This is a genomic window from Macrococcus carouselicus, from assembly GCF_004359515.1.
Classification (GTDB): Bacteria; Bacillota; Bacilli; order Staphylococcales; family Staphylococcaceae; genus Macrococcus; species Macrococcus carouselicus.
On record NZ_SCWD01000001.1, the window covers coordinates 150,945 to 175,182 of the forward strand.

The following is a 24,238-nucleotide window of genomic DNA, read 5'->3' on the forward strand; positions in this document are numbered from 1 at the left end:
GAAAAGAGACCTGGAACTAAGTTCCAGGTCTCTTTCAATTCTATATTATTTTTTCAGCAGCATAGAGCCGATAGTCAGTGCAGTACCTGCTGCAAGACCCAGCATCTTCACTTTAGGGTTGCTGCTCTGTCTTTTTTCACGGCTTGTTTTTGCCGATGCATTTCGGTCTTCTCTCGTTTCAGCGGCTTTACTTGGCAGTTCGACTGCTTTCGCGTTCTGCAGTTCACCAGAATCCGTATGAACCGGATCAACAATGCCCTGTTCCTGTTTCAGCTGCTCAAAGCTCGTACCGAAACCTCTGACGAATTTCGTCAGCACGATGGAGCCTTCAACGAAATCCTTGTTCGTCAGAACGTTCAGCAGGCCCAACCAGCCAAGTGGTTTGTTCTGATTGTATTCTGTGGACAGCTTAAGACCTTTGTTGAACTTCAGGATCATCGGTTCGATTTCAGAGAAGTTGAATTTTCCGAGTCCCTGCACCAGCAGGAGACCGTTACGAATGGCTTTATCTGTCTCGGTCTCGTTGACAGCTTTCAGAACGCGCGTCAGGATGGGGTCACTTTTAGCAAGTGCCGCATTCAGACCATTGATAACTTCATGATCATCCAGTTGATCGAGCAGTCGGAACAGTTTATGCAGGGTGTCTTTATGCATGATGAGCTGATCTTCCAGTTCACGTAATTCCTTTTCGCGGACTGCTGCAACATCAACTGCTGTTTTTCTAATGACTGTAGTCGGCTGTGCCATTATTTTGCACCTCTTCTTTCTTTAACGATATCGCCGGGGAAGACGTAATCACGACGTGCCCATTTATCCTGAACTCTTACGCCCATCTGTGGTACGCGGTGGCCGTAACGGAAGTTCGTCTTAGGAAGAGGGGACTTGCCGCCCTTATCCAGAATGATCATCTTCGCCTTCGTTTCTTTGTAGGCTGGTGTAGAAGTATCTTTATCGGCGATTGAACTTGACAGCAAGTTGATCGCAGCGTCACCGGAATCATTCATCGGCAGATATACCTCGTGACCATAGACGCGGTCTGTGACGATAGCTTTGACATCGACTTTACCGTACGGAGATTGCAGGCGTACAAGTGTCCCGTCTTCAATGCCACGTTCTGCAGCAAGTTCAGGGGAGACTTCAAGGAAGGTTTCCGGTGTTTCCATGACCAGTCCTTCGACTTTATAAGTCATGTTACCTTCATGGAAGTGCTCAAGCAGACGACCGTTGTTGACATGAATGTCATATTCCTCAGGATATTCAGTCGGCTCAGTCCAGTGAACCGGCGCGAATCTTGCTTTCTTATCATCAAACGGGAAGCCGTCTGTGAAAAGAAGTGGTGAATCTGTCCCGTCGGCGTTGACCGGCCACTGTAAGCTGTTGAAGCCTTCTAAGCGATCATAGTTGACACCTGCATAGATCGGTGTGAGTGCCGCGATCTCGTCCATGATTTCACTTGGATGATTGTAGTTCCAGTTGGCACCTAAGCGGTTTGCGATCTCCTGGATGATGATCCAGTCAGGTTTAGCGCCTTCAAGCGGTTCCATCACCTGATACAGACGCTGGATACGGCGCTCGGTGTTGGAGAATGTCCCTGTTTTCTCGAAACTTGGTGCAGCTGGTAAGACGACATCTGCGTATTCAGCGGTCTTAGAGAAGAAGATATCCTGTACGACCATGAACTTCAGTTTCTCGAAGCCGGCACGGACATAATTGACGTTAGAATCGACAATACCCATATCTTCACCTTTCAGGTAAAGAACATCGAGTTCGCCGTCATGCATCGCATCAACCATCTGATGGTTGTTCTGACCTTTTTCCGGATTCAGGTCGCATCCCCATGCTTTACTGAATTTAGCGAGCGCTTCAGCGTCATCAACCTTCTGGTAGCCTGGTAAGTGAGTCGGCATACTGCCCATATCACTCGCACCCTGGACGTTGTTATGACCACGGAGTGGGTAAGCACCTGCACCTGGTTTCATGTAGTTACCTGTGACGAGCAGCATGTTGGAGATCGCTGTAGAAGCATCACTGCCACCGCGCTGCTGTGTGATACCCATCGCCCACATCACGACTGTTGATTTCGCTTCGTGAATCATATTGGCAATTTCAATGATTTCTTCGCGTGTAAGTCCGGTATGTTTAACCGCGTAGTCGATTGTGTAAGGCTTTAGACTTTCGACTAACTCATCAAAGTTGTTGACATGTTTGTCGATGAACGCTTTATCATGCCAGTCATTATCGATGATGTATTTAGAGACTGCATTCAGCCAGACTAAGTCTGAAGCCGGGTTAGGGCGGATGAACATATCGGCGCGTTCAGCGAGCTCATGTTTACGGATATCAGAGACAAGAATCTTAGAGCCGCGTACTTTCTGCGCACTTTTCACACGTGTCGCGATGACCGGATGAGCTTCTGCTGTGTTGGTACCGATACCGATGATCAGTTCAGCACTGCCGATATCCGTGATGGAACCAGAGTCACCCCCGTAACCGACTGTGCGCCATAAGCCCATTGTCGCAGGGGACTGACAGTAACGTGAACAGTTATCGACGTTGTTCGTACCGACGACTGCACGCGCCAGTTTCTGCATCAGATAGGACTCTTCATTTGTACATTTAGATGAAGTGATGAACGCAAGACGCTCAGGTCCGCGTTTTTCAATGGTTTCTTTGAAGTTCTTCGCGATCAGTGAGAAAGCTTCTTCCCATGTTGCTTCACGGAATTCAGCGCCGTCACGGATAAGTGGTGATGTCAGGCGCTCGCCGGAGTTGACGAAGTCCCACCCGAATTTACCTTTGACACAAGTTGAGATCTGGTTTGCCGGTGCATCGGGTGAAGGCTCGACTTTGAGCACTTCACGGCCTTTTGTCCAGACTTCGAAAGAACAGCCGACACCGCAGTACGTACAGACGGTTTTCGTCTTCTTGATTCTGTCCTCCCGCATCTCAGCTTCGATATCAGAGATAGCCATCAATGGTGTGTAACCTGTTTCGACAGCTTTTGTCACATCTACAGCAGGACGGAATGCATCTTTCAGCATGCCTGTCAAGAAACCGGCTTCGCCTTCCATGCCGACCTCCATCATGGCGTTACATGGACAGACGGTTGAACAGTGACCACAGTTGACACATGATGATTCGTCGATCAAAGTAGAGCCGCTGCCGTCCCAGATAACGCGGGGACGTTCAAGTTCCCAGTCGATCATCAGAGTCTCATTGACCTGTACATTCTGACAGGCCTGAACACAGCGTCCGCAGAGGATACACTGGTCAGGATCGTAGCGATAGAATTTACCGCGGTTGACCGGTGCGCCTTTTGGTGACTGGTGCGTCGCCTGATGGTCGATTCTAAGTTTTTTGACAGTGTTATGGATTGTACAGTTACCGTTGTTGAAGTCACAGACTGTACAGTAAAGTTCGTGGTTTCTAAGGACGCGGTCCATCGCGATCATCTGTGCTTCAAATGCATCGCTCGTGCCTGTTGTGACGACATCGCCATCTTTCAGTTCAGTGCTACATGCGCGCACGAGTTCCCCGTTTACTTCAATAATACATGCGTCACACGTTTCAATAGCACCGAGGTCAGGATGGTAGCAGAGAGCAGGCACTTCAATGCCTTTGAATCTCAGATAGTCCAGCAGATTAGCTCTTGCCGGGACTTCCATCGGTGAACCGTTCAAAGTGATTCTGACAGTTTGTGTCATTACTTCGCTCATAAAAAAACCCCTCTATTCAGTATTTAAAACTTTATGCCTATCTTAATTATAAGTTTTCTGAGCATTTATACAATCTTTACCCCATGTAAAATGAAACTTTTATTTCTATTTACTCTTATACAAGAAAAAAGAATGGATTTGTCCATTCTTTTTTAAGCTTCAATCAATGAAGGATCGTTCGTGAAGGCGTTCTGTTCAATTTCAAATCCGAGGTCCTGAATCATTCTATAATCCTCAGCGTTCGGCTGACCATTCGTCACTAAATAATCACCGACAAAGATGGAGTTCGCGATATAAAGGCTCATCGGCTGCAGGGTGCGCAGATTTACTTCACGGCCGCCGGAGACGCGTATTTCCTTGGTCGGATTGACGAATCGGAAGAGGGCGAGGATCTTAAGGCAGCGGTTCGGTGTCAGTTCATCTTTATCTTCGAATTTTGTGCCGGGAATCGCATGCAGGAAATTGACAGGGATACTGTCCGCATCAATTTCTTTCAGAGCGAATGCCATATTGACGATATCCTCATCAGTCTCACCCATGCCGCATATGACACCTGAGCACGGGGAGATATGATGCTCCTTCATGATAGCAATCGTATTGACTCTGTCTTTGTAACTATGTGTCGTCACGACCTCATCGTGATAACGTTCACTCGTATTGATGTTATGGTTATAGCGGTCGACACCTGCTGCCTTCAGCTTCTTTGCCTGTTCATCTGTCGCGAGTCCAAGGCAGGCGCAGATTTTCAGCTCCGGATGCTGCGCCTTGATTTCCCCGACGGCACTGGTGACGCGTTCCACTTCACGGTTGGTCGGTTTACGTCCGCTCATGACAATGCAGTAGGTGCCGATCTGATTATTCACTGCGGCATCCGCTCCTCTGATGAGTGTCTGTTCATCGACAAGCGCATACTGACTGCAGCCTGTATCTGCCTTCGTTGACTGACCGCAGTAACCGCAGTCCTCAGCGCAAAGACCACTCTTTGCATTGAGTATCATATTGAGCTTGACGTTGTTGCCGTAGTAATGATGACGGATCTGGTAGGCATCATCTATTAGCGAAAGCAGTCGATTGTCGGGCGTATGCAGGATCTCGAGTGCCTCTTCTTTCGTCAGTGTGTAGCCGTCTATAATCCGCGGTGCGATACCCATTATTTTTCCTCCTTATAATCGTTAACTAATAACAATAATAGGTTAACAATAACGGTTTAGCAACAGATAGCCTGTAAAAAAAGACCGCTCTGATGAGCGGTCCTTAGAATACTTGTTCAACTTCAACAATGCCGGGCACTTCTTCAAGTAATGCCCGTTCGATGCCGGCTTTTAAAGTGATGGTAGATGAAGGGCATGTCCCGCATGCACCGAGAAGACGTAATTTCACGATGCCGTCCTCTACATCAACGAGCTCACAGTCGCCGCCGTCACGCAGTAAAAACGGACGTAATTTGTCGAGTACCTCGTTGACCTGATCGAATTGTGTCTGCTGTTCAGTCGTCATAATAGACTCCTTTCATTATTTACTTACTGATAGTATAATTACTATAGCATAGATTGATCAATTAATTAAGGGGGATGCATATGGAACAGGTCAAAGTAAATGTATACGGTGCTGACTTAGTCTGTGCAAGCTGTGTCAACGCACCGACATCCAAAGATATATTTGACTGGGTGCAGCCAAACTTGAAACGTAAATTCGGGCAAGTGGATTTTACTTTCAATTATATAGATATCAATGATACAGTCGGCCATTCAGATTACGATCAATCCATTGTTGAACGTATTCAGGATGATGAGCTTTTCTATCCGCTCATCACGATGAATGACGAAATCGTTGCGGATGGTTATATCCAGCTGCCGCAGCTCACTAAATACGTCGAAAAAAACTTTGTATCACAAAAATAAGAAGGGACTTTCGTGGCGAAAGTCCTTTCTTTTTTTAACCGTTATGATATTTGTAAAGCCAGAGCACGCCTGACTTCATCAGTCTGGCCAGTCGGCCTGTCACCGTGCGGTCCATAAGAAAGGCAAATCCTTCTTTGTCGCCGAGGGAACCGAGGAAGCCTTGTACCTTCAGTTCCGGCATCGTCTCTGGTAATGCCTCGCCTTTCCATCCTTTCTTCAGCACATCCACAATCTGTTCTGCCTGTACTTCAGCAAGCTGAGCGCTTGGCGCATGCGGCAGCAGCGCACAGTCACCGACCACATAGACGTTCTGATGCGTTGGGATCTGATGGTACTGATTGACGCGCACGCGGCTGCCTTCACCGAATTCAACCGGCAGATTGCGAACGATTTCAACGGGCTGGATGCCAGCTGTCCATACGCACAGATCAACGTCATATGATACATCATTATTATAAAGTTTACCGGGTTCAACTTTGACAACGTTGGAATGCGGAATGACTTCGACGTTATGCTGATCGAACCAGCGCTTCACATAATTGCTGAGCTTCTCAGGGAAGGCCGGCAGAATACGGGCGCCGCGGTCAAAGAGCTGAATGTTAAGGTCAGGACGTGATTCACGCAGTTCACTGGCAAGCTCGATACCGCTTAAGCCGGCACCGACGATTCCGACCGTGCTGCCTGACGGGAGGTCAGCAATTGCGCTGTAGGTATCACGCGCCTGCATGATGGACTGGATACTGTAAGTGAATTCATCAGCGCCCGGCACATTATGATATTTATCTTCACAGCCGAGTCCGATGATCAGCTCATCATAGTCCACATGTGTTTTACCCATCGTTACAATCTGTTTGTCGAGGTCAATTGCGGTGACCTCACCATAAGCGAAGTTCAGTTTGGCGTCCTTCGGGAAATCGACACGGACATCTTTATCAGATTCTGTTCCTGCAGCAAGTGCATAGAATTCTGTTTTCAGACCATGAAAAGGTGCGCGGTCGATTAATGTCATTGTATATTCATCTGGCAATGCATCTGGAAGCAGGCGCTGCATAATGCGCATATTTCCGTAGCCTCCACCAAGTAAAACAAGATTCTTCATAAGTTATCCCCTTTTTTTACTGAGTCAAAATCCTATTTTTTTCCGTATGCTTAAATTATAATATATTATGCGATTTATTTGTACAGATAACTGGAAATTGAGGTGAGACATGAATCCGATTGTGGAATTCTGCATATCAAATCTGGCTAAAGGCGGACAGACTGTTTTTGATGCGCTTGACAAAGATCCGGACATCGACTGTCTTGAGTATGGCTGTCTCACATACTGCGGACAATGTAACGACGGACTTTATGCGCTGGTCAACGGCGATTTTGTCGAAGGCGGGAGTCCGGACGAATTACTTGCCAACATTTATAAGCACATAGAGGAAACTTGGATTTTTTAGGAGGATGAATATGACGATTACATTAACAGAAGCAGCAGCTTTTGAAGTAAGAGATATGATGACGAAGAATGGCATGCCTGACGGTTACTTGAAGATTTCCGTTAAGGGCGGAGGATGTACAGGTCTCTCATATGGTATGAGTGCCGAGGAAGCACCAGGCGAAAATGACGATATTCTGACATTTCACGGCGTGAACGTGCTTGTTGATAAAACAGATGCCTCGATATTGAAAGGGACTGTTGTCGATTTTAAACAGTCTCTGATGGGCGGGGGCTTTGCGATTGATAATCCGAATGCCATCGCATCGTGTGGCTGCGGCAGTTCCTTCAGAACGCGTGACGTAGCCGGAACACCCGAAAACTGTTAGTTTAAATGTTGAATATTCCTGTTATTAATATTATTATTAAAGTGGAATGATTTAGGTTTAATTTGTGACATAAATCACAATAATATCATAATAAGATGGGTGAATAAAATGGGCTTTGAAAGAAAAAAAGTAGTGGTTCTTGGAGCGGGTTATGCCGGTCTGCAGACCCTCACAAAATTACAGAAAAAAGTATCAGCACAAGACTGTGATATCACACTAATCAATAAAAATGATTATCACTACGAAGCGACATGGTTACATGAAGCATCAGCAGGTACAATGAAATATCAGGATGCTTTATATCCGATCGCAAGTGTCGTTGACGCCTCTAAAGTAGATTTTGTAAAAGCGGAAGTCACTAAAATCAACCGCGACGAAAAAACGGTTGAAACTACAAACGGAACGTTCCATTTCGATATCTTAGTTGTGGCACTTGGCTTCGAATCAGAGACATTTGGAATCAGCGGCATGAAAGAACATGCCTTCCAGATTGAAAACATTCATACATCACGTCGTATCGCAAAACATATCGAAGAACGTTTTGCACATTACGCACAAAGCACGGACAAAGACGATAAAGACCTTGCGATTCTTGTCGGCGGTGCTGGATTCACGGGTATCGAGTTACTGGGTGAGTTAACAGAACGCGTACCGGAATTATGCAAGAAATATGGTATCGACCCATCAAAAGTGAAGATGACATGTGTAGAAGCAGCGCCTAAAATGTTACCGATGTTCTCAGATGAACTGGTTAACTACGTGGTGGATTATCTGGAAGCACGCGGCGTTGAATTCAAGATCGCGACACCGATCGTTGCTGCTAACGAAAATGGTTTCGTCGTGAAAAACGGCGAGCAGGAAGAACAGCTTTACGCTAATACAGTGATCTGGGCTGCGGGTGTACGTGGCAGCCACTTGATGGAAGAGTCATTCGAAGGTGTCAAACGTGGACGTATCGTCGTCCGTGAAGACAACCGTATCGAAGGCTACGATGACATTTTCGTCATCGGTGACTGTTCAGCAGTTATGGGCGGAGAAGGCGACAACAGACGTCCTTATCCGACAACAGCACAGATTGCAATGCAGCAAGGTGAATTCACAGCTGATGCCATCGTTAAATTACTGAATAACCAGCCACTGGGCACATTCGTCTACAGTGAAAAAGGGACAGTTGCTTCACTTGGCTCACATGACGGTGTGGGTGTCGTTATGGGCAAAGAAATCACGGGTAAGAAAGCAGCATTCATGAAAAAATTAATCGATACACGTGCCGTCTTTAAAATCGGTGGTATCGGAGTTGCATTCAAAAAAGGTAAATTCTTATAAGATAAATTGAGCGCAGTATCCTGATGGATACTGCGTTTTTTTGTGGTAGCTGTGAGATGACTTGGATTGTGGCGCGGAAAATGACCTGCAGTCGAGCGGCGAGAATTTCCGGGCGGAATGTCAAGGAAACTGACGATAGGCCCATTCCCATATGTCATTAATGAATCAATTCGAGTCTCATTTTCACTGCCCCCATGTTATAATAGTGCCAATGACTTTTTTTGTAACATGAGGAGGAAATAATGACTGCCTTAGTTCAGTTAATCATCAGTGTTGTATTATTCTTTGTTTTATTTTTCGGTATTGCCTTTATTTTAAATATGCTGCTTAAGTCGACCTGGATTATGACGTTCTTCTATCCGTTCGTGGTCTTTGCGATTGTAGATAAGATCTCAACAGCTGATTATATTTTAAAGCCACACTACGCCTTCAGCCAGCTCTGGCGCGGACTCACGCACCTCCTGCCGGCAGATATCATCATGCTGTCGGCAGGGCTTGTCGGCGCAGTGACTGCCGGCATTGTGATCAGAAATCTTCGTAAGAGCGGTTATACTATGTTTTAGGAGTGATGAATATGACAAACCCACAGGCACATGTAGAGAGAGTCTATATGTGCTTTTTACCGTTTCAGTACACTCAGGTCAGACAAACGGGTATCGACTGGCTGGATGAACGCGTTGTGGATTACTATCATCAGCAGGAGGACACACTGGACGACTTGACCGGCAATAACAGGCTCATCGGTATACCAGCAGGGAACCCGAAACGCTATACATCAGAAGATGAGCTGTTGCTGCATGAGAGACTCTCCTATTACCTTATTGAACAGCCACTGACCATTGATCTGACGACACTTCATTCCTATATCGATGTCTCAGGCCTTTACTGGACGATTAAAGATAAATGGCCGGAATGTGAAGTCATCGGCTATTCAGAAACCATCCCTTCAACTGTGCTTACAGAAACAAAACTGCCTGAACACCAGATGTATCAGCTTCTACCTCTGACCTATAAGACCCATAATATATCTGCATCTGAATGGTCAGCTTCTGAAACGGCTGACAACGTCCTTATCGTCCTGGACCCTGAACTACTGCCCAGCTCACTACTGGCAGCCGGTTCAGCTACAGTTGTTCTGATGATTTACTTCAAGGATTCAGAAACTGACGATGCGCGTATCGCCCGGAATGGTCAGCTTGTTCATTTCAGTTCGTTAAGAGAGGCGATCATCTATGACGCACTGCACTACGGCAGACAATACAAAGTCGAGCCTGTGGTCTTGGGACTTGCACGAGGCGAATCTTCAGTGATGACCCAGTACGGGAATGAACGGCCCTCATCTACAGCTATCAGATATCGCATGCAGAATCCGCATTATCCGCTTTTTCCTTCCAAATATCGGGACCTGAAAAACCTGTCTCTGAATCACTTTGCTGACTCTTATGGCAGCACCTTTACGATTACCGAGTTCAGTCAGCTGTTACCCCTTAAATATCAGGTTGAGCTGATTCAGGAAATGCTGATGGTTGACAACCCATAAGAAATAGATTACTTTAGTATGGTATCACTTTACCAAGATAAAGTAATGGGGTGTCTTTATGAATGCTGTTTTACTCGCTGTTCTTATCATGATTATACTCAGTCTCTGCAGACTGAATATCGTGCTGTCATTATTTATAGGCGCATTAGTGGGGGGGCTGACAGCCGGTATGGGTCTCACGGAAACGATCAGTCACTTTACAGAAGGTATCGGTGACGGCGCTGAGGTGGCACTCAGTTACGCGCTGCTTGGTGGTTTTGCTGCGTTGATCTCCTATAGTGGTATCACGGATTATTTTGTGGGACGGATCATCCGTCTCATCAAACAGGATAGTACAGTGAAGGCGCGGGTCTGGACAAAAGTTCTGATTATCGTCAGTCTCACTCTCTTATCCTGTATGTCACAGAATATGATTCCGATACATATCGCATTTATTCCGATTGTCATTCCGCCGCTGCTCAGTCTGTTCAATGAGCTGAAGCTGGATCGGCGGATGGTGGCAGTCGTTCTGACTTTCGGTCTCTGTTTTCCCTATACACTGCTGCCGTTCGGTTTCGGCCATATCTTCCATGAAATCATCAAAAAAGGGTTTGATCAGGCTCACTATGCCATTCAGTTCGGTGATATCTGGAAGGCGATGCTGATTCCATCAATGGGTTTCATCATCGGTCTTGCACTCGGTATATTCCTGTATCATAAACCACGGGAATACCGTCAGACTGAAGTGGCAGCCTTTCAAGTGAAGGATATCAGCCGCTATACCGTTACCATTACACTTTTAGCTATAATCATGACCTTTGTTGTGCAGCTCCTGACGGAATCCATGATTTTCGGTGCGCTTGCCGGTATCCTTATTTTCTTCGTTTTCCGGGTATATGACTGGAAGACACTGGATGACGAGCTGGTGAACGGCATTAAGGTGATGGCCTATATTGGAGTCGTTCTTCTGACAGCGAATGGTTTCGCGAGTGTGATGAACGAATCCGGACAGGTCAAATCGCTTGTTGAGAATATGGTGACACTGACTCAAGGTGATAAGTCACTCAGCATCATCTTTATGCTGATTGCGGGTCTCGTCATCACACTCGGCATCGGCTCGTCCTTTGCGACGATTCCGATCATTGCCGCACTCTTTATACCATTTGGCCAGCAGATCGGTCTCAGTCCGCTTGCGCTTATCAGCCTCATCGGGACGGCCGGTGCGCTGGGTGATGCGGGCAGTCCTGCCAGTGACTCCACGCTCGGTCCCACCGCAGGACTGAATATAGACGGTCAGCACGACCATATCTGGGACACGTGTGTACCGACTTTTCTGCTCTTTAATATACCGCTCCTCATTTTCGGATATATCGCGGCCATGGTACTATAGACCATGAGGTGATGATGTGAATATCGAGGAATTATTTGAGCGGCAGAATATGCTGTCGAATTTTGAAATGAAGCTGGAAGAACGGTTACCCGGCAAGCTATGCATCAGTATGCCGGTGACGGACAAAGTGCGTCAGCCGTTCGGTTATCTGCACGGCGGGGCAACCATCGCACTCTGTGAGACGGCGGCTTCTCTTGGTTCAGCAGATTTAATCGACCTTAAGACGACGCTTGCATTCGGACTTGAAGTCAATGCCAATCATATCGCGTCAGTCCGGGAGGGCAGGGTCTTTGCACACGCTGTTATCCTTCATGAAGGTCAGTCTACTCATGTCTGGGAAGTACGCGTGATAGCAGAGGATAAGCGACTGCTCTCGATATCCCGCGCTACGATTGCCATCCGTGAGAAACGATAAAAAAACCGATTCGCCGTCATCGAGACGGTGAATCGGTTTTCTGTTATTCTGCATCTTTCAGGTCGTCCCGTATGGTCGAGTCCGTATACTTCACGCCGTTATTATAGGCACTTCGCATGATTAGATGACCGCCGATAGGACCGGTCATGAAGATGAACAGGACAGCGAGCAGGAGTGATGGCTGGAAAACATGGTCTTTCCCTAGGAAGAAGAACATGACACCCACCATAATGAACATGACACCTAGCGTGGATGCCTTACTTGCCGCATGCGCGCGGGTATAGACATCGGGCAGTCTGAACAATCCGATGGCAGACACCAGGCTGAAGAGGGAGCCGACCAGAATAAAGAGAATCGCTAAACCGTTAAGAATCATCTCGCTCATATTCAATGATCTCTCCTTTATCCATAAACTTTGCAAATGACACAGTACCTAGAAATGACAGAACAGCCAGCAGCATGATGATGCTGATGTAATACTGAGTGTTCAGCAGGATGGAGAAGAGGGCGACGACCGCCATCAGTGCAATACCGATCGCATCAAGAGCGACGACACGGTCTGCCATTGACGGTCCTTTGATCGCCCGGTAGAGAAATCCGAGAATACTGATTGAAACAATGATGAGACCAATTGCAGCAACTATTTTCATCGAACGCCCACCTCCTTAATGGCATTCTCGAAAGAGGTCCGAATGCCTTCTATTTCTTCTTCCAGTGTTGAAAAGTCGATGGCATGAATATAAAGGGTCTTCTTGTCATCACTGACAGCAGCGACCACTGTCCCCGGTGTCAAAGTGATCAGTAGCGAAAGGAGTGAAATCTCCCAGTCTTTAGTCAGTTCAGTCGGATAAGCAAAAAATGCCGGCTGAATGTCTATCTTTCTGCCAAGAACAATCTTCAGCACATCGATATTTGCCTTGAATAACTCCGCAAAGAATATCAGGCCCAGTCGTATGGATTTAAACAGGGGACGCAGATAGAAGCGGCCCGGTAGAAAATTTCGCATGATATAAACAGCAAATAATCCGAACAGATAACCGAGTACCATATTACCCAGTGAGAATGACATGGTCAGCAGGCACCATAGTACGGTCAGGAGTATGTTGATCAACGCTTGTATCGCCATTACTTCACCTCCATAATCTGAGTATACTGAGAAGGATCGGTGATAGTCACTGCCGCCTCATGAAACAGTGGGAATAAATAATCCGCATAGATACCGAAAGTGACGGCCAGTAACGTCATGAGGCAGCTGACGACCATCATTTTCGAATAGGGCGCGTGTTTAACAGCTGTACTTGGTTCACCCCAGAAAACATTGATGAAGATCCTTATGACGGAATAGAGCACGATCAGGCTGCTGACAAGCACTATAATCGCTGATAGCACGTGATTTTCACTCAGCAACGCTTTGACGATATAATATTTGCCGTAGAAGCCGCTGAGCGGTGGAATGCCGGCGAGTGATAAAGTAGCGATGAAGAAAGTCCAGCCGAGGACCGGATACTTTTTGATCAGGCCGCCCGAGCGGTCATAAGCTGTCTCACCTGTAATATGGATGATGATCCCGATCAGCATGAAGAGCGCCGCCTTGATGATGATATCATGGAAGATATAGTAAATGGCCCCCAGCATGCTGTCAGTTGTCAGTATGCTGACACCGGCAATGATCACACCGACAGCAATCATGATGTTATAGATGACAATCTTCTTCATATCACGATAAGCGAGCGCACCGATACAGCCGAAAATAATGGTCAGGATCGCAAGCGTGAGCAGAATGTTCTCCACTACTTCTGTTCTGAAGAAGAGCGGATAAGTCCGCATAATCGCATAGATACCGACCTTGGTCAGCAGTGCACCGAACATCGTCAGTATCGGAATCGGTGGTGCGTAGTAAGCATGCGGCAGCCAGAAATAGAGCGGAAACATACCGGCTTTCGTCGCGAAAACGAAGATGAACATCACAGCACATATTGTAATGATAGAGTTGTTCTCGATTTTGGCTAGTTTTAAGCTGATATCAGCCATATTCAGTGAACCCACGACTGAATAAAGCATTGCTATAGCGAGAACAAAGAAAGAAGAAGAAATCACATTCACTAGAATGTATTTAATACTTTCCTGCAGCTGAATTTTTGTACCACCGATAATCATCAGCACATACGAACTCATCAGGAAGACTTCAAAGAACACGAACAGATTGAATATATCACCTGTTGAAAAAGCACCATTCAGACCAGCAAGCATGAACATGACTGAAGCATAATAGTAATAACGCTCACGTTCAATCGAAATGGACTGATAGGAATAAACGATGATCAAGAGCATGATCACTGAAGATGTGAAGACAAAGGCTGCTGACAGAAGGTCTACAGAAAGCGTAATACTGTAGGGGATCTGCCAGCTTCCGAGCTCCAGCATCTGGATGCCGTGCTGCTTGATATTGATCAGGTTGAAAGCAGCACATACTGCTGTAATAAACATGCCGGCAAAGGCAATGATACGTTTGATAACAGGCTGTTTGCCGATGAAAATCAATATAATTGCGATTATCGCAGGGATGACAATCGGCAGGACTAAACTATTGCTCATCATCTGGTACACCTCGCATTTCGGCTAGATTATCAGTGCCAAGTTCCTTATAGCTTCTGAAGGCAAGTACCAGAAAGAAAGCAGTGATCGCAAAACTGATGACAATAGCGGTCAGTATAAGAGCCTGAGGAATCGGATCGACGTAGCGTTTGACTGTCTCACCGTAAATGGGTATCGCCCCTGTCTTAAGACCGCCCATCGATAACAGCAGCAGGTTGACAGCGTGCGTCAGTACTGAAGTACCAATAATCACCCGAAGGAGACTTCTGGACAGAATCAGATAGACTGCTGCAGCGACTAGAATGCCGGCTAATATAATCATGATTATTTCCATTATTCATTCTCTCCAATCGTCAGGATGATGGTCATGCATGTGCCAATAACAGTGAGCATAACACCAATGTCAAATAACATAGCGGTATGCCAGTGAATGGCGCCGAACAGCGGCAGATGAAGATCGCCGTAGTAATGCTTGAAGAACGGCTCGCCTTTAAGAAGGGCGATAAACGGTGTGGCGAAACAGAACGTCAGTCCCCAGGCGATTACAATCTTAAAGTCGATCGGCAGCAGGCGGTTCAATGTCCTGATATCATAAGCGATCAGGATGAGAAGGAGCGCACCTGATACGAGCAGGCCGCCGACAAATCCTCCGCCCGGCGTATAGTGTCCTCCAAGAAAGATGGAGAAACTGAACATGATGATGATGAAGAAGATGACCAGTGTGCTGAACTGGAGAATGACATCATTTCTCTGTTTGTTCATTAGAGTCATCCTTTCTGTAACGTAGTTTAATCAATGTATAGATGCCGATACCGGCAATACCAAGTACAGCCGATTCAAACAAGGTGTCGAATCCGCGGAAGTCGACGAGTATGACGTTGACCATATTTTTACCCGCTGCGAGTTCGTAGACGTTCTTGATGTAATATTCATTGATGGAAGGATAGTAGCGGTGTCCGTAAGCGATAAGCCCGATGACGATAACGCTGAGCCCGGTCAGAATAGCAATAGCTGCGTTATGCAGTTTGAATTTTGCTGTTTCGCCGTATAACGTCAGTTTCGGCAGATGGAAGAAACACATCAGGAAAAGCGCTGTTGAGATCGTTTCTATCGTCAGCTGAGTCAGTGCGATGTCGGGTGCATTGAAGAACACGAAGAAGAGACCGACAGAATAACCGATTGCACTCAGCATGATGATACTGAAGATTCTTGACTTTGCGATGACGACCATATAGGTCGCCACTAAGATGATGATGACGAGTATCAGCTCATAAATACGGATATCAGCCAGCTGCCACTTCCCGAAGCCGGTCGGCGCAAAAAGCAGCGCGAGGGCAGTCAGAACGATGAATGTACCAAAAATCAGTACGAGATGCAGACGACTGCCCCCTGCGATGACTGAATGGTTGATCTTATAGGACAGATGCTCGGAATTCTTCAGCGCTGACTGATACAGTGTGTTGAACGTCCAGTGTTCAGGCTGCAGTTTGTAGACAGACTTCCATTTAGAGAAATAGAGCACCATTAACGTACCGAGCACGAAGATGGTGAGCGTTGTCAGCAGCGCCGGATTGATGCCATGCCAGTGTGCGATATGCAGGTGGTCGACCGGCTTATTCAAGACAGCACTCGATGCTGCCTCAATCATCGGTGCGAGTATATTAGGGATGAGACCTGTAACAACAACGATTGTGATCAGAATCAGTGGAGACGCGAGAAAGGCAAGCGGTGCTTCGTGCGCTTCCTTCGGCAGAGCGTGTCGTTCACCGAGAAAGACATCTTTCAGCAGCTTCACGGAATAAATGAAGGTGAAGATACTGCCGATGATAACCAGTGCGAGCAGTACAAACACCAGCACTGGGTTGAAGAGCGCACTTTCACTTGAATCAAACATGCTGGACAGAAACATCTCCTTAGAGAGGAAGCCGTTGAACGGCGGTACACCCGCCATACTTAACGCGCCGATAACAGCGGCTGTGAAAGTGATGGGCATGACCTGCATCAGGCCGCCCAGTTTGTGCAGGTCCCGTGTACCTGTCTCATGGTCGATGATACCCACCACCATGAAGAGGGCACCTTTGAATGAGGCATGGTTGAAAATATGGAATACACAGGCTGCGATACTCATGTAGAAGATTTCGTCGTGATGATAATGCAGACTGATGCCACCGATACCAAGCAGTGTCATCATCAGTCCAAGCTGACTGACGGTACTATAAGCGAGGACACCTTTTAAGTCCCGCTGTTTGACCGCATTGAACGATGCCCAGAAGAGGGTGACCGCTCCTGCGAATGTCACAGCATAGATCCAGAGCGGTGCCACCGCAAAAACAGGCGTGAACCTTGCTACAAGGTAGATACCCGCTTTAACCATGGTCGCTGAGTGCAGATAAGCACTGACTGGTGTCGGGGCCTCCATCGCATCCGGCAGCCAGATATGGAACGGGAACTGTGCGGACTTCGTGAAAGCAGCGAGCAGAATGAAGACGAGTGCCACTGTAAAGAGCGGTGACCCGGCTATCACATTCGTCATCGTGAGCATCTCACGGATACTGAATGTGTGCGTGATGCTGACAAGTGTCAGTAGTCCTCCGAGCAGCATCAGACCACCGAATACGGTAATCAGCATGGATTTGAGTGCACCCTGTATCGACTTTTCCTTATGGTTCCAAAAAGCAATCAGCAGGAAACTGGAGATACTGGTCAGCTCCCAGAACATGTAGAGGCTGAGCACATTGTCGCTTAAGACGACACCGAGCATCGCACCCATAAAAATAAGCAGGTAACAGTAGAAATGACCGAGCGCCTCACGACGTCCTAAATAATGGACGGAGTAGAAGATGACAAGCGCGCCGATGACCGTGATCAGCATCGTGAATAAAAAGGCGAAGCCATCTAAATTAAAATCAAGATTGAGACCCAGTCTCGGCATCCAGGCGAAATGACTTTCTGCCTGTCCTGATAGTCTTGAAATGATAAGCAGTGCCGCCGCCGCTACTGGAAATATCAGTGCAACAATACCTGGATGAAGACGCTTCATATAGGAATAGAAGACGGGTACCAGAACTGCACCGATAAAGGGCAGCAGGACTGCCAGCTGTAATAAATGCATAATAAACCTCCTTAGCTTAACTATAAGTATAACGAAAAATCCCGTGGCATCAAACCAGGTATGCTATGATGTACCGGAAATCTTAAATAGGAAGAAACGACATAGTTGTTCACAGAAACGTCAAAATTGAATAGAGTGATAGCGATGATATTCGTCTTTCAAATTGCTCAGCGCACGGCGCGCCTGTCTGTTATAGTCGGTATCTTCAGCCTGTAATTTCTCTTCCAGTCGAAGGACTGCAGCTTTCAGCGATTCATTGTAATGCGGCAGTTCCTCGTCAAATGGTTTCAGCAGGTTCGGATGCACAATGCGTTTCTCACGGTAGGCAAGTGCCTTTCTTTCATGGAAGAAGACAGGTGACTCATCCGGCGCATGCAGGTCGCCTTGCTTCGGGTGATGAATCACTGCCAGCACCTGAACTAAAGTGCCATTTGGATGGTCGCCGAGCTGTTCGACCACGTAGCGTCCTGTTTTGAATGGGAGTTGATAATACATATTCATCATCCTTTATGTTAATATATTATGGTACTTATCATATCATGAAGGAGCGCTAATCATGACTCAATTCCCGCAATTAAACACAGAAATTTCAGAAAATGAACGTGCAGTCAACCTTGTGACATCTAAAGGATCGATGAAAATTAAATTATTTCCTGAAGTGGCACCTAAAACAGTTGAGAACTTTATCGGTCTCGCTGAGAAAGGTTATTACGAAGGCATCACTTTCCACCGCGTCATCAACGACTTTATGATCCAGGGGGGCGATCCGACTGGTACAGGTATGGGCGGCGAAAGCATCTACGGTGATTCATTTGAAGATGAATTCTCTACGGAAGCTTTTAATCTTTATGGTGCATTATCAATGGCGAACGCAGGACCTAATACGAACGGTTCTCAGTTCTTCATCGTTCAGATGAAAGAAGTGCCTGCACAGATGCTGTCGCAGCTTAAGCAGGGTGGCTGGCCTGAGGAGATCGTTGAAGCATACGCTGAAAAAGGGGGCACACCATGGCTTGATCAGAAACATACAGTATTCGGTCAGGTGATCGAAGGGCTTGATGTACTGGAAGCCATTGCTGACGTCAAAGTGGGTCCTCAGGATAAACCGGTTGACCCTGTCATTATCGAAAAAGTGGAGATCATCAAGTAATTCTGAGTGAGTCAATAAGTCATGAAATGTTCATGACTTATTGACTTTTTTGCTTTTTCAGCATGCTATAATGCTAGGGATTAGGAGATGATGAATCATGATGGAATTTTTATATTTTCCAGAAAATAAACTGGAATACATCCCTGCTGTCTTTTCTCTTGCTGTCTTTATGCTGCTCGCTTATCTAACATTCCGTTTTTTCAAGAACCATGCTTCTAAAGAAGAAGAGAAGATGAAAGCATTTGAAGAGGACGTCCTGAAACGTCTGGAAGACAAGGACCTGAAGAATGAACGCCGCGTTTAATATCGAACTTTATAAACTGCTTGCATCGTGGAATCCGATGCACTTTGAGGATGCGACGATGGGTGATCAGGAAGTATTTGACTGCATGGATGTGATTCATCAGAAGAAGGACCGTGACGAGACCATCCGTGCGATCCAGTCCATCTACAGCTATTCCTTTGATGCAGCGCCCTCAGCTGAAGAAGTAGAGGCTATCTTAAGTCGAGTGGATCAGCTGAATCAGACATGTGAATTATAGTTTCCCCCCCTGCTCTTTATGATACAATTATGAGTATGAAGTAAAGAGAGAAAGGGGGGAATCGATCATGGTGAAATATCGTAAAGGCCAGTTTGTCAAAGTGAAAGTCACAGGGATTCAGCCTTATGGTGCGTTTGTCGAGACACCGGACCATGTAGAAGGACTGATTCATATCTCGGAAGTGATGAATGACTATATCCATAATCTGAATGTCTTTCTGTCAGTCGGCCAGACGGTAAAGGCAAAGATACTGGACGTCGCGGCAGACGGCAAACTGAATCTGACGCTGAAGGAGAATGATTATTTCAGACGTCAGGAACGTAAAAAAGAAAAGAAATCCGTGCTGGATGAAATCAGTCAGGATCAATCAATCGGCTTTGAATCGCTCAGACAGAAGCTGCCTGAATGGCTGGCGAAAGCTGAACAATTATAAGGACATCATCTGGAAAAAGGGGATGTTCTTTTTTATGATTTCTCCGGAAGGACAGTATAAAAAATTTATGTCTTTTTGTTGCAAAGGACTTGAACTTACGACACTTTTTGTTCATTATTAATGATGTAAGGGTTTTCTATGAACCTAAATTTAGGAGGATACTATAATGATTCCATACAAACACGAACCATTCACTGATTTTACTGCTTCAGAAAATCAGGAAGCAATGAAAAAAGGCCTTGAAACAGTAAACAGCTATTTAGGACAGGACTATCCGCTGATCATCGGTGGCGAACGCATCATGACAGAAGATAAAGTTCGTTCATACAACCCGTCTAAAAAAGATGAAACAATCGGTTTCATTTCAAAAGCAACGCAGGAGCACGCTGAAAAAGCGATGGCTGTTGCGAAAGAAACATTTGAAACCTGGAGAAAATCTACACCTGAATTCCGTGCTGACGTTTTATTCCGTGCTGCTGCGATCATCCGCCGCCGCAAATGGGAGTTCTCAGCCCTGTTGATCAAAGAAGCAGGTAAACCTTGGAATGAGGCAGATGCAGATACAGCGGAAGCAATCGACTTCCTTGAATTCTACGGTCGTGAGATGTTACGCCTCAAAGACGGTGTAAAAGTTGAAAGCCGCCCAGGTGAATTCAACCGTTATGACTACATTCCATTAGGTGTGGGTGTTGTCATCTCACCTTGGAACTTCCCGTTCGCAATCATGGCGGGTACGACAGTTGCGCCCCTTGTGACAGGTAACACAGTCCTGTTAAAACCATCATCAAACACATTAGTCGTAGCTTATAAATTCATGGAAGTGCTGGAAGAAGCGGGTATGCCTAAAGGCGTTGTGAACTTCATTCCGGGTTCTTCACGCGATATCGGTGACTTCATCGTTGACCATGTAGATACACGCTTTATCTCATTCACAGGTTCACGTGATGTCGGTGTCCATATCTACGAGCGTGCAGCTAAAGTACACGAAGGACAGCTGAACCTTAAACGTGTCATCGCTGAAATGGGCGGTAAAGATACAATCGTCGTTGACTCAGAAGCAGACCTTGAGCTTGCAGCTGAATCAATCGTGAAATCTGCATTCGGTTTCTCAGGACAGAAATGTTCAGCATGTTCACGTGTCATCATCGTTGAAGATGTCTACGATGAAGTCGTGGCGAAAGTGAAGGAGAAGACTGAAAAATTAACAGTCGGTAATCCGGAAACAAACGAACACTTCATGGGTCCAGTCATCGACGAGGGTTCTCTTAACAAAATCAAAGAATACATTGAAATCGGTAAGCAGGAAGGAACACTTCTTGTCGGTGGTACAACAGATGAAACAGAAGGCCACTTTGCTCATCCTACTGTATTCGTTGATCTTAAACATGATGACCGCGTCATGCAGGAAGAAATCTTCGGACCGGTTGTCGGTATCGCTAAAGCGAAAGACTTCACTGAAGCGATTCAATTTGCGAATGACACAGACTACGGATTAACAGGCGCTGTTATTACAAATAACCGTGAACATTTAGAAGAAGCACGTCGTGACTTCATGGTTGGTAACCTTTACTTCAACCGTGGCTGTACAGGCGCAATCGTCGGCTACCAGCCATTCGGTGGCTTCAAAATGTCAGGGACAGACTCTAAAGCGGGCGGTCCAGACTACTTAGTCCTTCACATGCAAGGTCGTACGTCATCTGAAATGCTGTAAGGGATATCAAAAAATAAAAAGTAGTGCTTGATAGCACTACTTTTTTACTAAAAGGAGATTATTATGACTAAATCAAGTGAAATTATCGAACAGACCAATCATTACGGGGCACCGAACTATCATCCGCTGCCGATTGTTATCTCTGATGCTGAAGGGGTCTGGGTAACCGATCCTGAAGGCAATAAATATATGGATATGTTATCTGCCTACTCTGCAGTCAATCAGGGGCACCGTCATCCGAAAATCATCCAGGCCTTAAAAGACCAGGCGGATCATGTGACATTGACGTCACGTGCATTCCATAGTGATCAACTCGGTCCTTGGTATGAGAAAATCTGTAAACTGGCGAATAAAGATATGGCATTACCGATGAACACAGGTGCTGAAGCGGTTGAAACAGCCATCAAGGCTGCGCGTCGCTGGGCCTATGGGGTTAAAGGTGTTAGAAAGGACCAGGCAGAGATCATCGCGATGAAAGGGAACTTCCATGGTCGTACAATGGCCGCTGTTTCTTTATCAAGTGAAGCAGAATATCAACGGGGGTATGGTCCGCTGCTCGGTGGCTTCAAACTGGTTGATTTCGGGGATATCGAACAGATTAAAGCTGCTATCACACCGAATACAGCTGCAGTGATGCTTGAGCCGATTCAAGGTGAGGCGGGAATCAATATTCCGGAAGAGGGCTTCCTGAAGCAGGTCCGCGAAGTCTGTGATGAAAACAATGTACTCTTCATCGCTGACGAGATTCAGGCTGGACTCGGCCGTTCAGGTAAATTATTTGCCACTGACTGGGACAATGTTGAACCGGATATGTATATCCTCGGTAAGGCACTAGGCGGCGGCGTTTTCCCGATTTCATGTGTTTTAGCGAACAAAGAGATTCTTGAAGTCTTCAATGCAGGTTCTCATGGTTCTACTTTCGGTGGCAATCCGCTTGCTTGTGCGGTCTCAATCGCTGCACTTGATGTGCTGATCGATGAGAAGTTATCCGAACGTTCACTCGAACTCGGAGAATACTTCAAAGCAGAGTTGCAGAAAATCGATAATCCGATCATCAAAGAAGTAAGGGGCAAAGGTCTCTTCATCGGTGTTGAGCTGACTGAAAACGCACGACCATACTGTGAACAGTTGAAAGAACTGGGTCTGTTATGTAAAGAGACGCATGATACAGTCATCCGTTTTGCACCGCCGCTTATCATTACTAAAGAAGAACTTGACTGGGCACTGGAACGCGTGAAGCAAGTATTCACGAAATAATAATGAGAGCGTTTTCAAAATAATTAAGTTTTCATCTTTAATTGTCTATTAAATGTGTTACAATAGTTGAGAAATAAAGTATTGAAAAAAGAGGCGAAGAGGATATGGCAGAACACGAAAACTTAGTATCATCAACTCAGATCATCATTAAAGATGCTCTGGATAAATTAGGTTTTGATGAGGGAATGTACGAATTAGTAAAGGAACCGATGCGTCTACTCACAGTTCGAATCCCGGTTCGAATGGATGATGGTACTGTGAAAACCTTTACAGGTTACCGCGCGCAGCACAATGACGCTGTTGGTCCGACTAAAGGGGGCGTACGTTTCCACCCTGATGTAGATGAAGATGAAGTAAAAGCATTATCGATGTGGATGACACTGAAATGTGGCATCGTTGACCTGCCATATGGCGGCGGTAAAGGCGGAATCGTCTGTGACCCTCGTCAGATGAGCATTCACGAAGTAGAACGTCTGTCACGTGGTTACGTCCGTGCGATTTCTCAGATTGTAGGACCGACTAAAGACATCCCGGCTCCGGACGTCTTCACCAACTCTCAGATCATGGCATGGATGATGGATGAATACAGTAAGATGGATGAATTCAACTCACCAGGCTTTATCACCGGTAAACCAATCGTCCTCGGTGGTTCACAGGGCCGTGACCGTTCAACAGCACTCGGTGTTGTAATCGCGATTGAAGAGGCAGCGAAACGTCGTGGCAAAATGATCAAAGATTCTCGTGTCGTCATTCAGGGCTTCGGTAACGCCGGCAGCTTCTTAGCAAAATTCTTATACGACGCAGGCGCTAAAGTCATTGCTATTTCAGATGCACACGGTGCACTGCATGACCCTGACGGACTTGATATCGACTATTTGCTGGACCGTCGCGACAGCTTCGGCACAGTCACAAACCTGTTTGAGGACACAATCTCCAATAAAGAGCTATTCGAACTTGACTGTGACATTTTAGTGCCGGCAGCAATCTCTAACCAGATTACAGAAGAAAATGCATATGATATCAAAGCGGAAATCGTTGTAGAAGCGGCGAACGGTCCGACCACGATGGAAGCGACTAAAATTCTTACAGAACGCGGTATCCTGCTTGTACCTGACGTACTTGCTAGTGCTGGCGGTGTGACTGTCTCCTACTTCGAGTGGGTACAGAACAACCAAGGTTACTACTGGACGGAAGAAGAAGTCAACGAAAAATTACGTGAAAAATTAGTGAAAGCATTCGATAATATCTACACACTTGCAGAGACAAGACAAGTAGATATGAGACTTGCAGCATACATCGTCGGTATCAAACGTACAGCAGAAGCTGCACGTTACCGTGGATGGGCATAAGAACGAATTG

At 46.3% G+C, this 24,238-nt stretch carries 28 protein-coding genes; 15 read left to right on the plus strand and 13 right to left on the minus strand.

What is annotated here, in order from left to right; all coding sequences use genetic code 11:
- Positions 1-45 precede the first annotated feature (45 nt).
- The 4 genes from ERX40_RS00820 to ERX40_RS00835 form a co-directional block, all read right to left on the minus strand.
- Positions 46-747 carry a helical membrane plugin domain-containing protein gene (locus tag ERX40_RS00820; RefSeq protein ID WP_133416602.1) on the minus strand — a complete coding sequence of 234 codons (702 nt, stop codon included), beginning with the start codon at positions 745-747 and terminating at the stop codon, positions 46-48.
- The gene (fdhF, locus tag ERX40_RS00825) at positions 747-3,704 is read right to left on the minus strand and encodes a formate dehydrogenase subunit alpha (protein ID WP_133417568.1); all 2,958 of its coding nucleotides are present in this window, start codon (positions 3,702-3,704) and stop codon (positions 747-749) included. The genes ERX40_RS00820 and fdhF overlap by 1 nt, the downstream gene beginning before the upstream one ends.
- Positions 3,705-3,868: 164 nt before the next feature.
- The gene (gene bioB / locus ERX40_RS00830) at positions 3,869-4,867 is read right to left on the minus strand and encodes a biotin synthase BioB (RefSeq protein ID WP_133416603.1); all 999 of its coding nucleotides are present in this window, start codon (positions 4,865-4,867) and stop codon (positions 3,869-3,871) included.
- Positions 4,868-4,970: 103 nt separating this feature from the next.
- Positions 4,971-5,213, minus strand: coding sequence for a NifU family protein (locus ERX40_RS00835; protein ID WP_133416604.1), 243 nt, complete (start codon positions 5,211-5,213; stop codon positions 4,971-4,973).
- An 80-nt stretch (positions 5,214-5,293) separates the two neighbouring features.
- On the opposite strand from ERX40_RS00835, the gene ERX40_RS00840 reads away from it, so the two are divergent.
- Positions 5,294-5,617, plus strand: coding sequence for a YuzD family protein (locus ERX40_RS00840; protein ID WP_133416605.1), 324 nt, complete (start codon positions 5,294-5,296; stop codon positions 5,615-5,617).
- Between the two features lie 34 nt (positions 5,618-5,651).
- Here ERX40_RS00840 and ERX40_RS00845 read toward each other — a convergent pair whose 3' ends face one another.
- The gene (locus ERX40_RS00845) at positions 5,652-6,716 is read right to left on the minus strand and encodes an NAD(P)/FAD-dependent oxidoreductase (protein WP_133416606.1); all 1,065 of its coding nucleotides are present in this window, start codon (positions 6,714-6,716) and stop codon (positions 5,652-5,654) included.
- A 109-nt stretch (positions 6,717-6,825) separates the two neighbouring features.
- On the opposite strand from ERX40_RS00845, the gene ERX40_RS00850 reads away from it, so the two are divergent.
- The 7 genes from ERX40_RS00850 (at position 6,826) to ERX40_RS00880 (ending at position 12,079) form a co-directional block, all read left to right on the plus strand.
- Positions 6,826-7,062 (plus strand): YuzB family protein, encoded by a 237-nt coding sequence (locus tag ERX40_RS00850; RefSeq protein ID WP_133416607.1) that lies wholly within the window; start codon positions 6,826-6,828, stop codon positions 7,060-7,062.
- Positions 7,063-7,072: 10 nt separating this feature from the next.
- Positions 7,073-7,429, plus strand: a complete 357-nt coding sequence (locus ERX40_RS00855) for a HesB/IscA family protein (protein ID WP_243712878.1) — start codon at positions 7,073-7,075, stop codon at positions 7,427-7,429.
- 108 nt (positions 7,430-7,537) lie between these two features.
- On the plus strand, positions 7,538-8,755 hold the full coding sequence (locus ERX40_RS00860) for an NAD(P)/FAD-dependent oxidoreductase (RefSeq protein ID WP_133416609.1): 1,218 nt from the start codon (positions 7,538-7,540) through the stop codon (positions 8,753-8,755).
- 242 nt (positions 8,756-8,997) lie between these two features.
- Positions 8,998-9,318 (plus strand): YuiB family protein, encoded by a 321-nt coding sequence (locus tag ERX40_RS00865; protein ID WP_133416610.1) that lies wholly within the window; start codon positions 8,998-9,000, stop codon positions 9,316-9,318.
- A gap of 11 nt (positions 9,319-9,329) precedes the next feature.
- Complete coding sequence (locus ERX40_RS00870) at positions 9,330-10,295, plus strand: hypothetical protein (RefSeq protein WP_133416611.1); 966 nt, start codon at positions 9,330-9,332, stop codon at positions 10,293-10,295.
- Between the two features lie 58 nt (positions 10,296-10,353).
- Positions 10,354-11,664, plus strand: a complete 1,311-nt coding sequence (locus ERX40_RS00875; RefSeq protein ID WP_133416612.1) for a Na+/H+ antiporter family protein — start codon at positions 10,354-10,356, stop codon at positions 11,662-11,664.
- Between the two features lie 49 nt (positions 11,665-11,713).
- Positions 11,714-12,079, plus strand: a complete 366-nt coding sequence (locus ERX40_RS00880; RefSeq protein WP_133417569.1) for a PaaI family thioesterase — start codon at positions 11,714-11,716, stop codon at positions 12,077-12,079.
- Between the two features lie 43 nt (positions 12,080-12,122).
- Here the strand turns inward: ERX40_RS00880 and mnhG are convergent, their stop codons facing one another.
- The 8 genes from mnhG to kapB form a co-directional block, all read right to left on the minus strand.
- Positions 12,123-12,464, minus strand: a complete 342-nt coding sequence (gene mnhG, locus ERX40_RS00885) for a monovalent cation/H(+) antiporter subunit G (RefSeq protein ID WP_133416613.1) — start codon at positions 12,462-12,464, stop codon at positions 12,123-12,125.
- A complete protein-coding gene (locus tag ERX40_RS00890; RefSeq protein ID WP_133416614.1) occupies positions 12,445-12,729 on the minus strand; it encodes a Na(+)/H(+) antiporter subunit F1 in 285 nt (94 codons plus the stop codon). The genes mnhG and ERX40_RS00890 overlap by 20 nt, the downstream gene beginning before the upstream one ends.
- Positions 12,726-13,205: a Na+/H+ antiporter subunit E gene (locus ERX40_RS00895; RefSeq protein ID WP_133416615.1), complete on the minus strand. Its 480-nt coding sequence runs from the start codon at positions 13,203-13,205 to the stop codon at positions 12,726-12,728. The genes ERX40_RS00890 and ERX40_RS00895 overlap by 4 nt, the downstream gene beginning before the upstream one ends.
- On the minus strand, positions 13,205-14,677 hold the full coding sequence (locus ERX40_RS00900) for a Na+/H+ antiporter subunit D (RefSeq protein ID WP_133416616.1): 1,473 nt from the start codon (positions 14,675-14,677) through the stop codon (positions 13,205-13,207). Before ERX40_RS00900 ends, ERX40_RS00895 begins: the two co-directional genes overlap by 1 nt.
- Positions 14,664-15,008: a Na(+)/H(+) antiporter subunit C gene (locus ERX40_RS00905; RefSeq protein WP_133416617.1), complete on the minus strand. Its 345-nt coding sequence runs from the start codon at positions 15,006-15,008 to the stop codon at positions 14,664-14,666. Before ERX40_RS00905 ends, ERX40_RS00900 begins: the two co-directional genes overlap by 14 nt.
- Positions 15,008-15,436, minus strand: coding sequence for a Na(+)/H(+) antiporter subunit B (locus tag ERX40_RS00910; RefSeq protein ID WP_133416618.1), 429 nt, complete (start codon positions 15,434-15,436; stop codon positions 15,008-15,010). Before ERX40_RS00910 ends, ERX40_RS00905 begins: the two co-directional genes overlap by 1 nt.
- A complete protein-coding gene (locus tag ERX40_RS00915) occupies positions 15,417-17,786 on the minus strand; it encodes a Na+/H+ antiporter subunit A (RefSeq protein WP_133416619.1) in 2,370 nt (789 codons plus the stop codon). Before ERX40_RS00915 ends, ERX40_RS00910 begins: the two co-directional genes overlap by 20 nt.
- 120 nt (positions 17,787-17,906) lie before the next feature.
- Positions 17,907-18,281, minus strand: a complete 375-nt coding sequence (gene kapB / locus ERX40_RS00920) for a sporulation phosphorelay system protein KapB (protein ID WP_133416620.1) — start codon at positions 18,279-18,281, stop codon at positions 17,907-17,909.
- Positions 18,282-18,342: 61 nt separating this feature from the next.
- On the opposite strand from kapB, the gene ERX40_RS00925 reads away from it, so the two are divergent.
- The 7 genes from ERX40_RS00925 to ERX40_RS00955 all read left to right on the plus strand — a co-directional run bounded on the left by ERX40_RS00925 (position 18,343) and on the right by ERX40_RS00955 (position 24,228).
- A complete protein-coding gene (locus tag ERX40_RS00925) occupies positions 18,343-18,936 on the plus strand; it encodes a peptidylprolyl isomerase (protein ID WP_133416621.1) in 594 nt (197 codons plus the stop codon).
- 97 nt (positions 18,937-19,033) lie between these two features.
- The gene (locus ERX40_RS00930) at positions 19,034-19,240 is read left to right on the plus strand and encodes a hypothetical protein (protein ID WP_133416622.1); all 207 of its coding nucleotides are present in this window, start codon (positions 19,034-19,036) and stop codon (positions 19,238-19,240) included.
- Complete coding sequence (locus ERX40_RS00935) at positions 19,224-19,478, plus strand: DUF1871 family protein (protein WP_133416623.1); 255 nt, start codon at positions 19,224-19,226, stop codon at positions 19,476-19,478. The genes ERX40_RS00930 and ERX40_RS00935 overlap by 17 nt, the downstream gene beginning before the upstream one ends.
- A 67-nt stretch (positions 19,479-19,545) precedes the next feature.
- Positions 19,546-19,911: a S1 domain-containing post-transcriptional regulator Ygs gene (gene ygs, locus ERX40_RS00940; protein WP_424960712.1), complete on the plus strand. Its 366-nt coding sequence runs from the start codon at positions 19,546-19,548 to the stop codon at positions 19,909-19,911.
- 166 nt (positions 19,912-20,077) lie between these two features.
- The gene (gene pruA, locus ERX40_RS00945; protein WP_133416625.1) at positions 20,078-21,622 is read left to right on the plus strand and encodes an L-glutamate gamma-semialdehyde dehydrogenase; all 1,545 of its coding nucleotides are present in this window, start codon (positions 20,078-20,080) and stop codon (positions 21,620-21,622) included.
- A 63-nt stretch (positions 21,623-21,685) separates the two neighbouring features.
- Positions 21,686-22,879 carry an ornithine--oxo-acid transaminase gene (locus tag ERX40_RS00950; RefSeq protein WP_133416626.1) on the plus strand — a complete coding sequence of 398 codons (1,194 nt, stop codon included), beginning with the start codon at positions 21,686-21,688 and terminating at the stop codon, positions 22,877-22,879.
- A gap of 104 nt (positions 22,880-22,983) precedes the next feature.
- The gene (locus tag ERX40_RS00955; protein WP_133416627.1) at positions 22,984-24,228 is read left to right on the plus strand and encodes a Glu/Leu/Phe/Val family dehydrogenase; all 1,245 of its coding nucleotides are present in this window, start codon (positions 22,984-22,986) and stop codon (positions 24,226-24,228) included.
- The last annotated feature ends 10 nt before the right edge of the window (positions 24,229-24,238 follow it).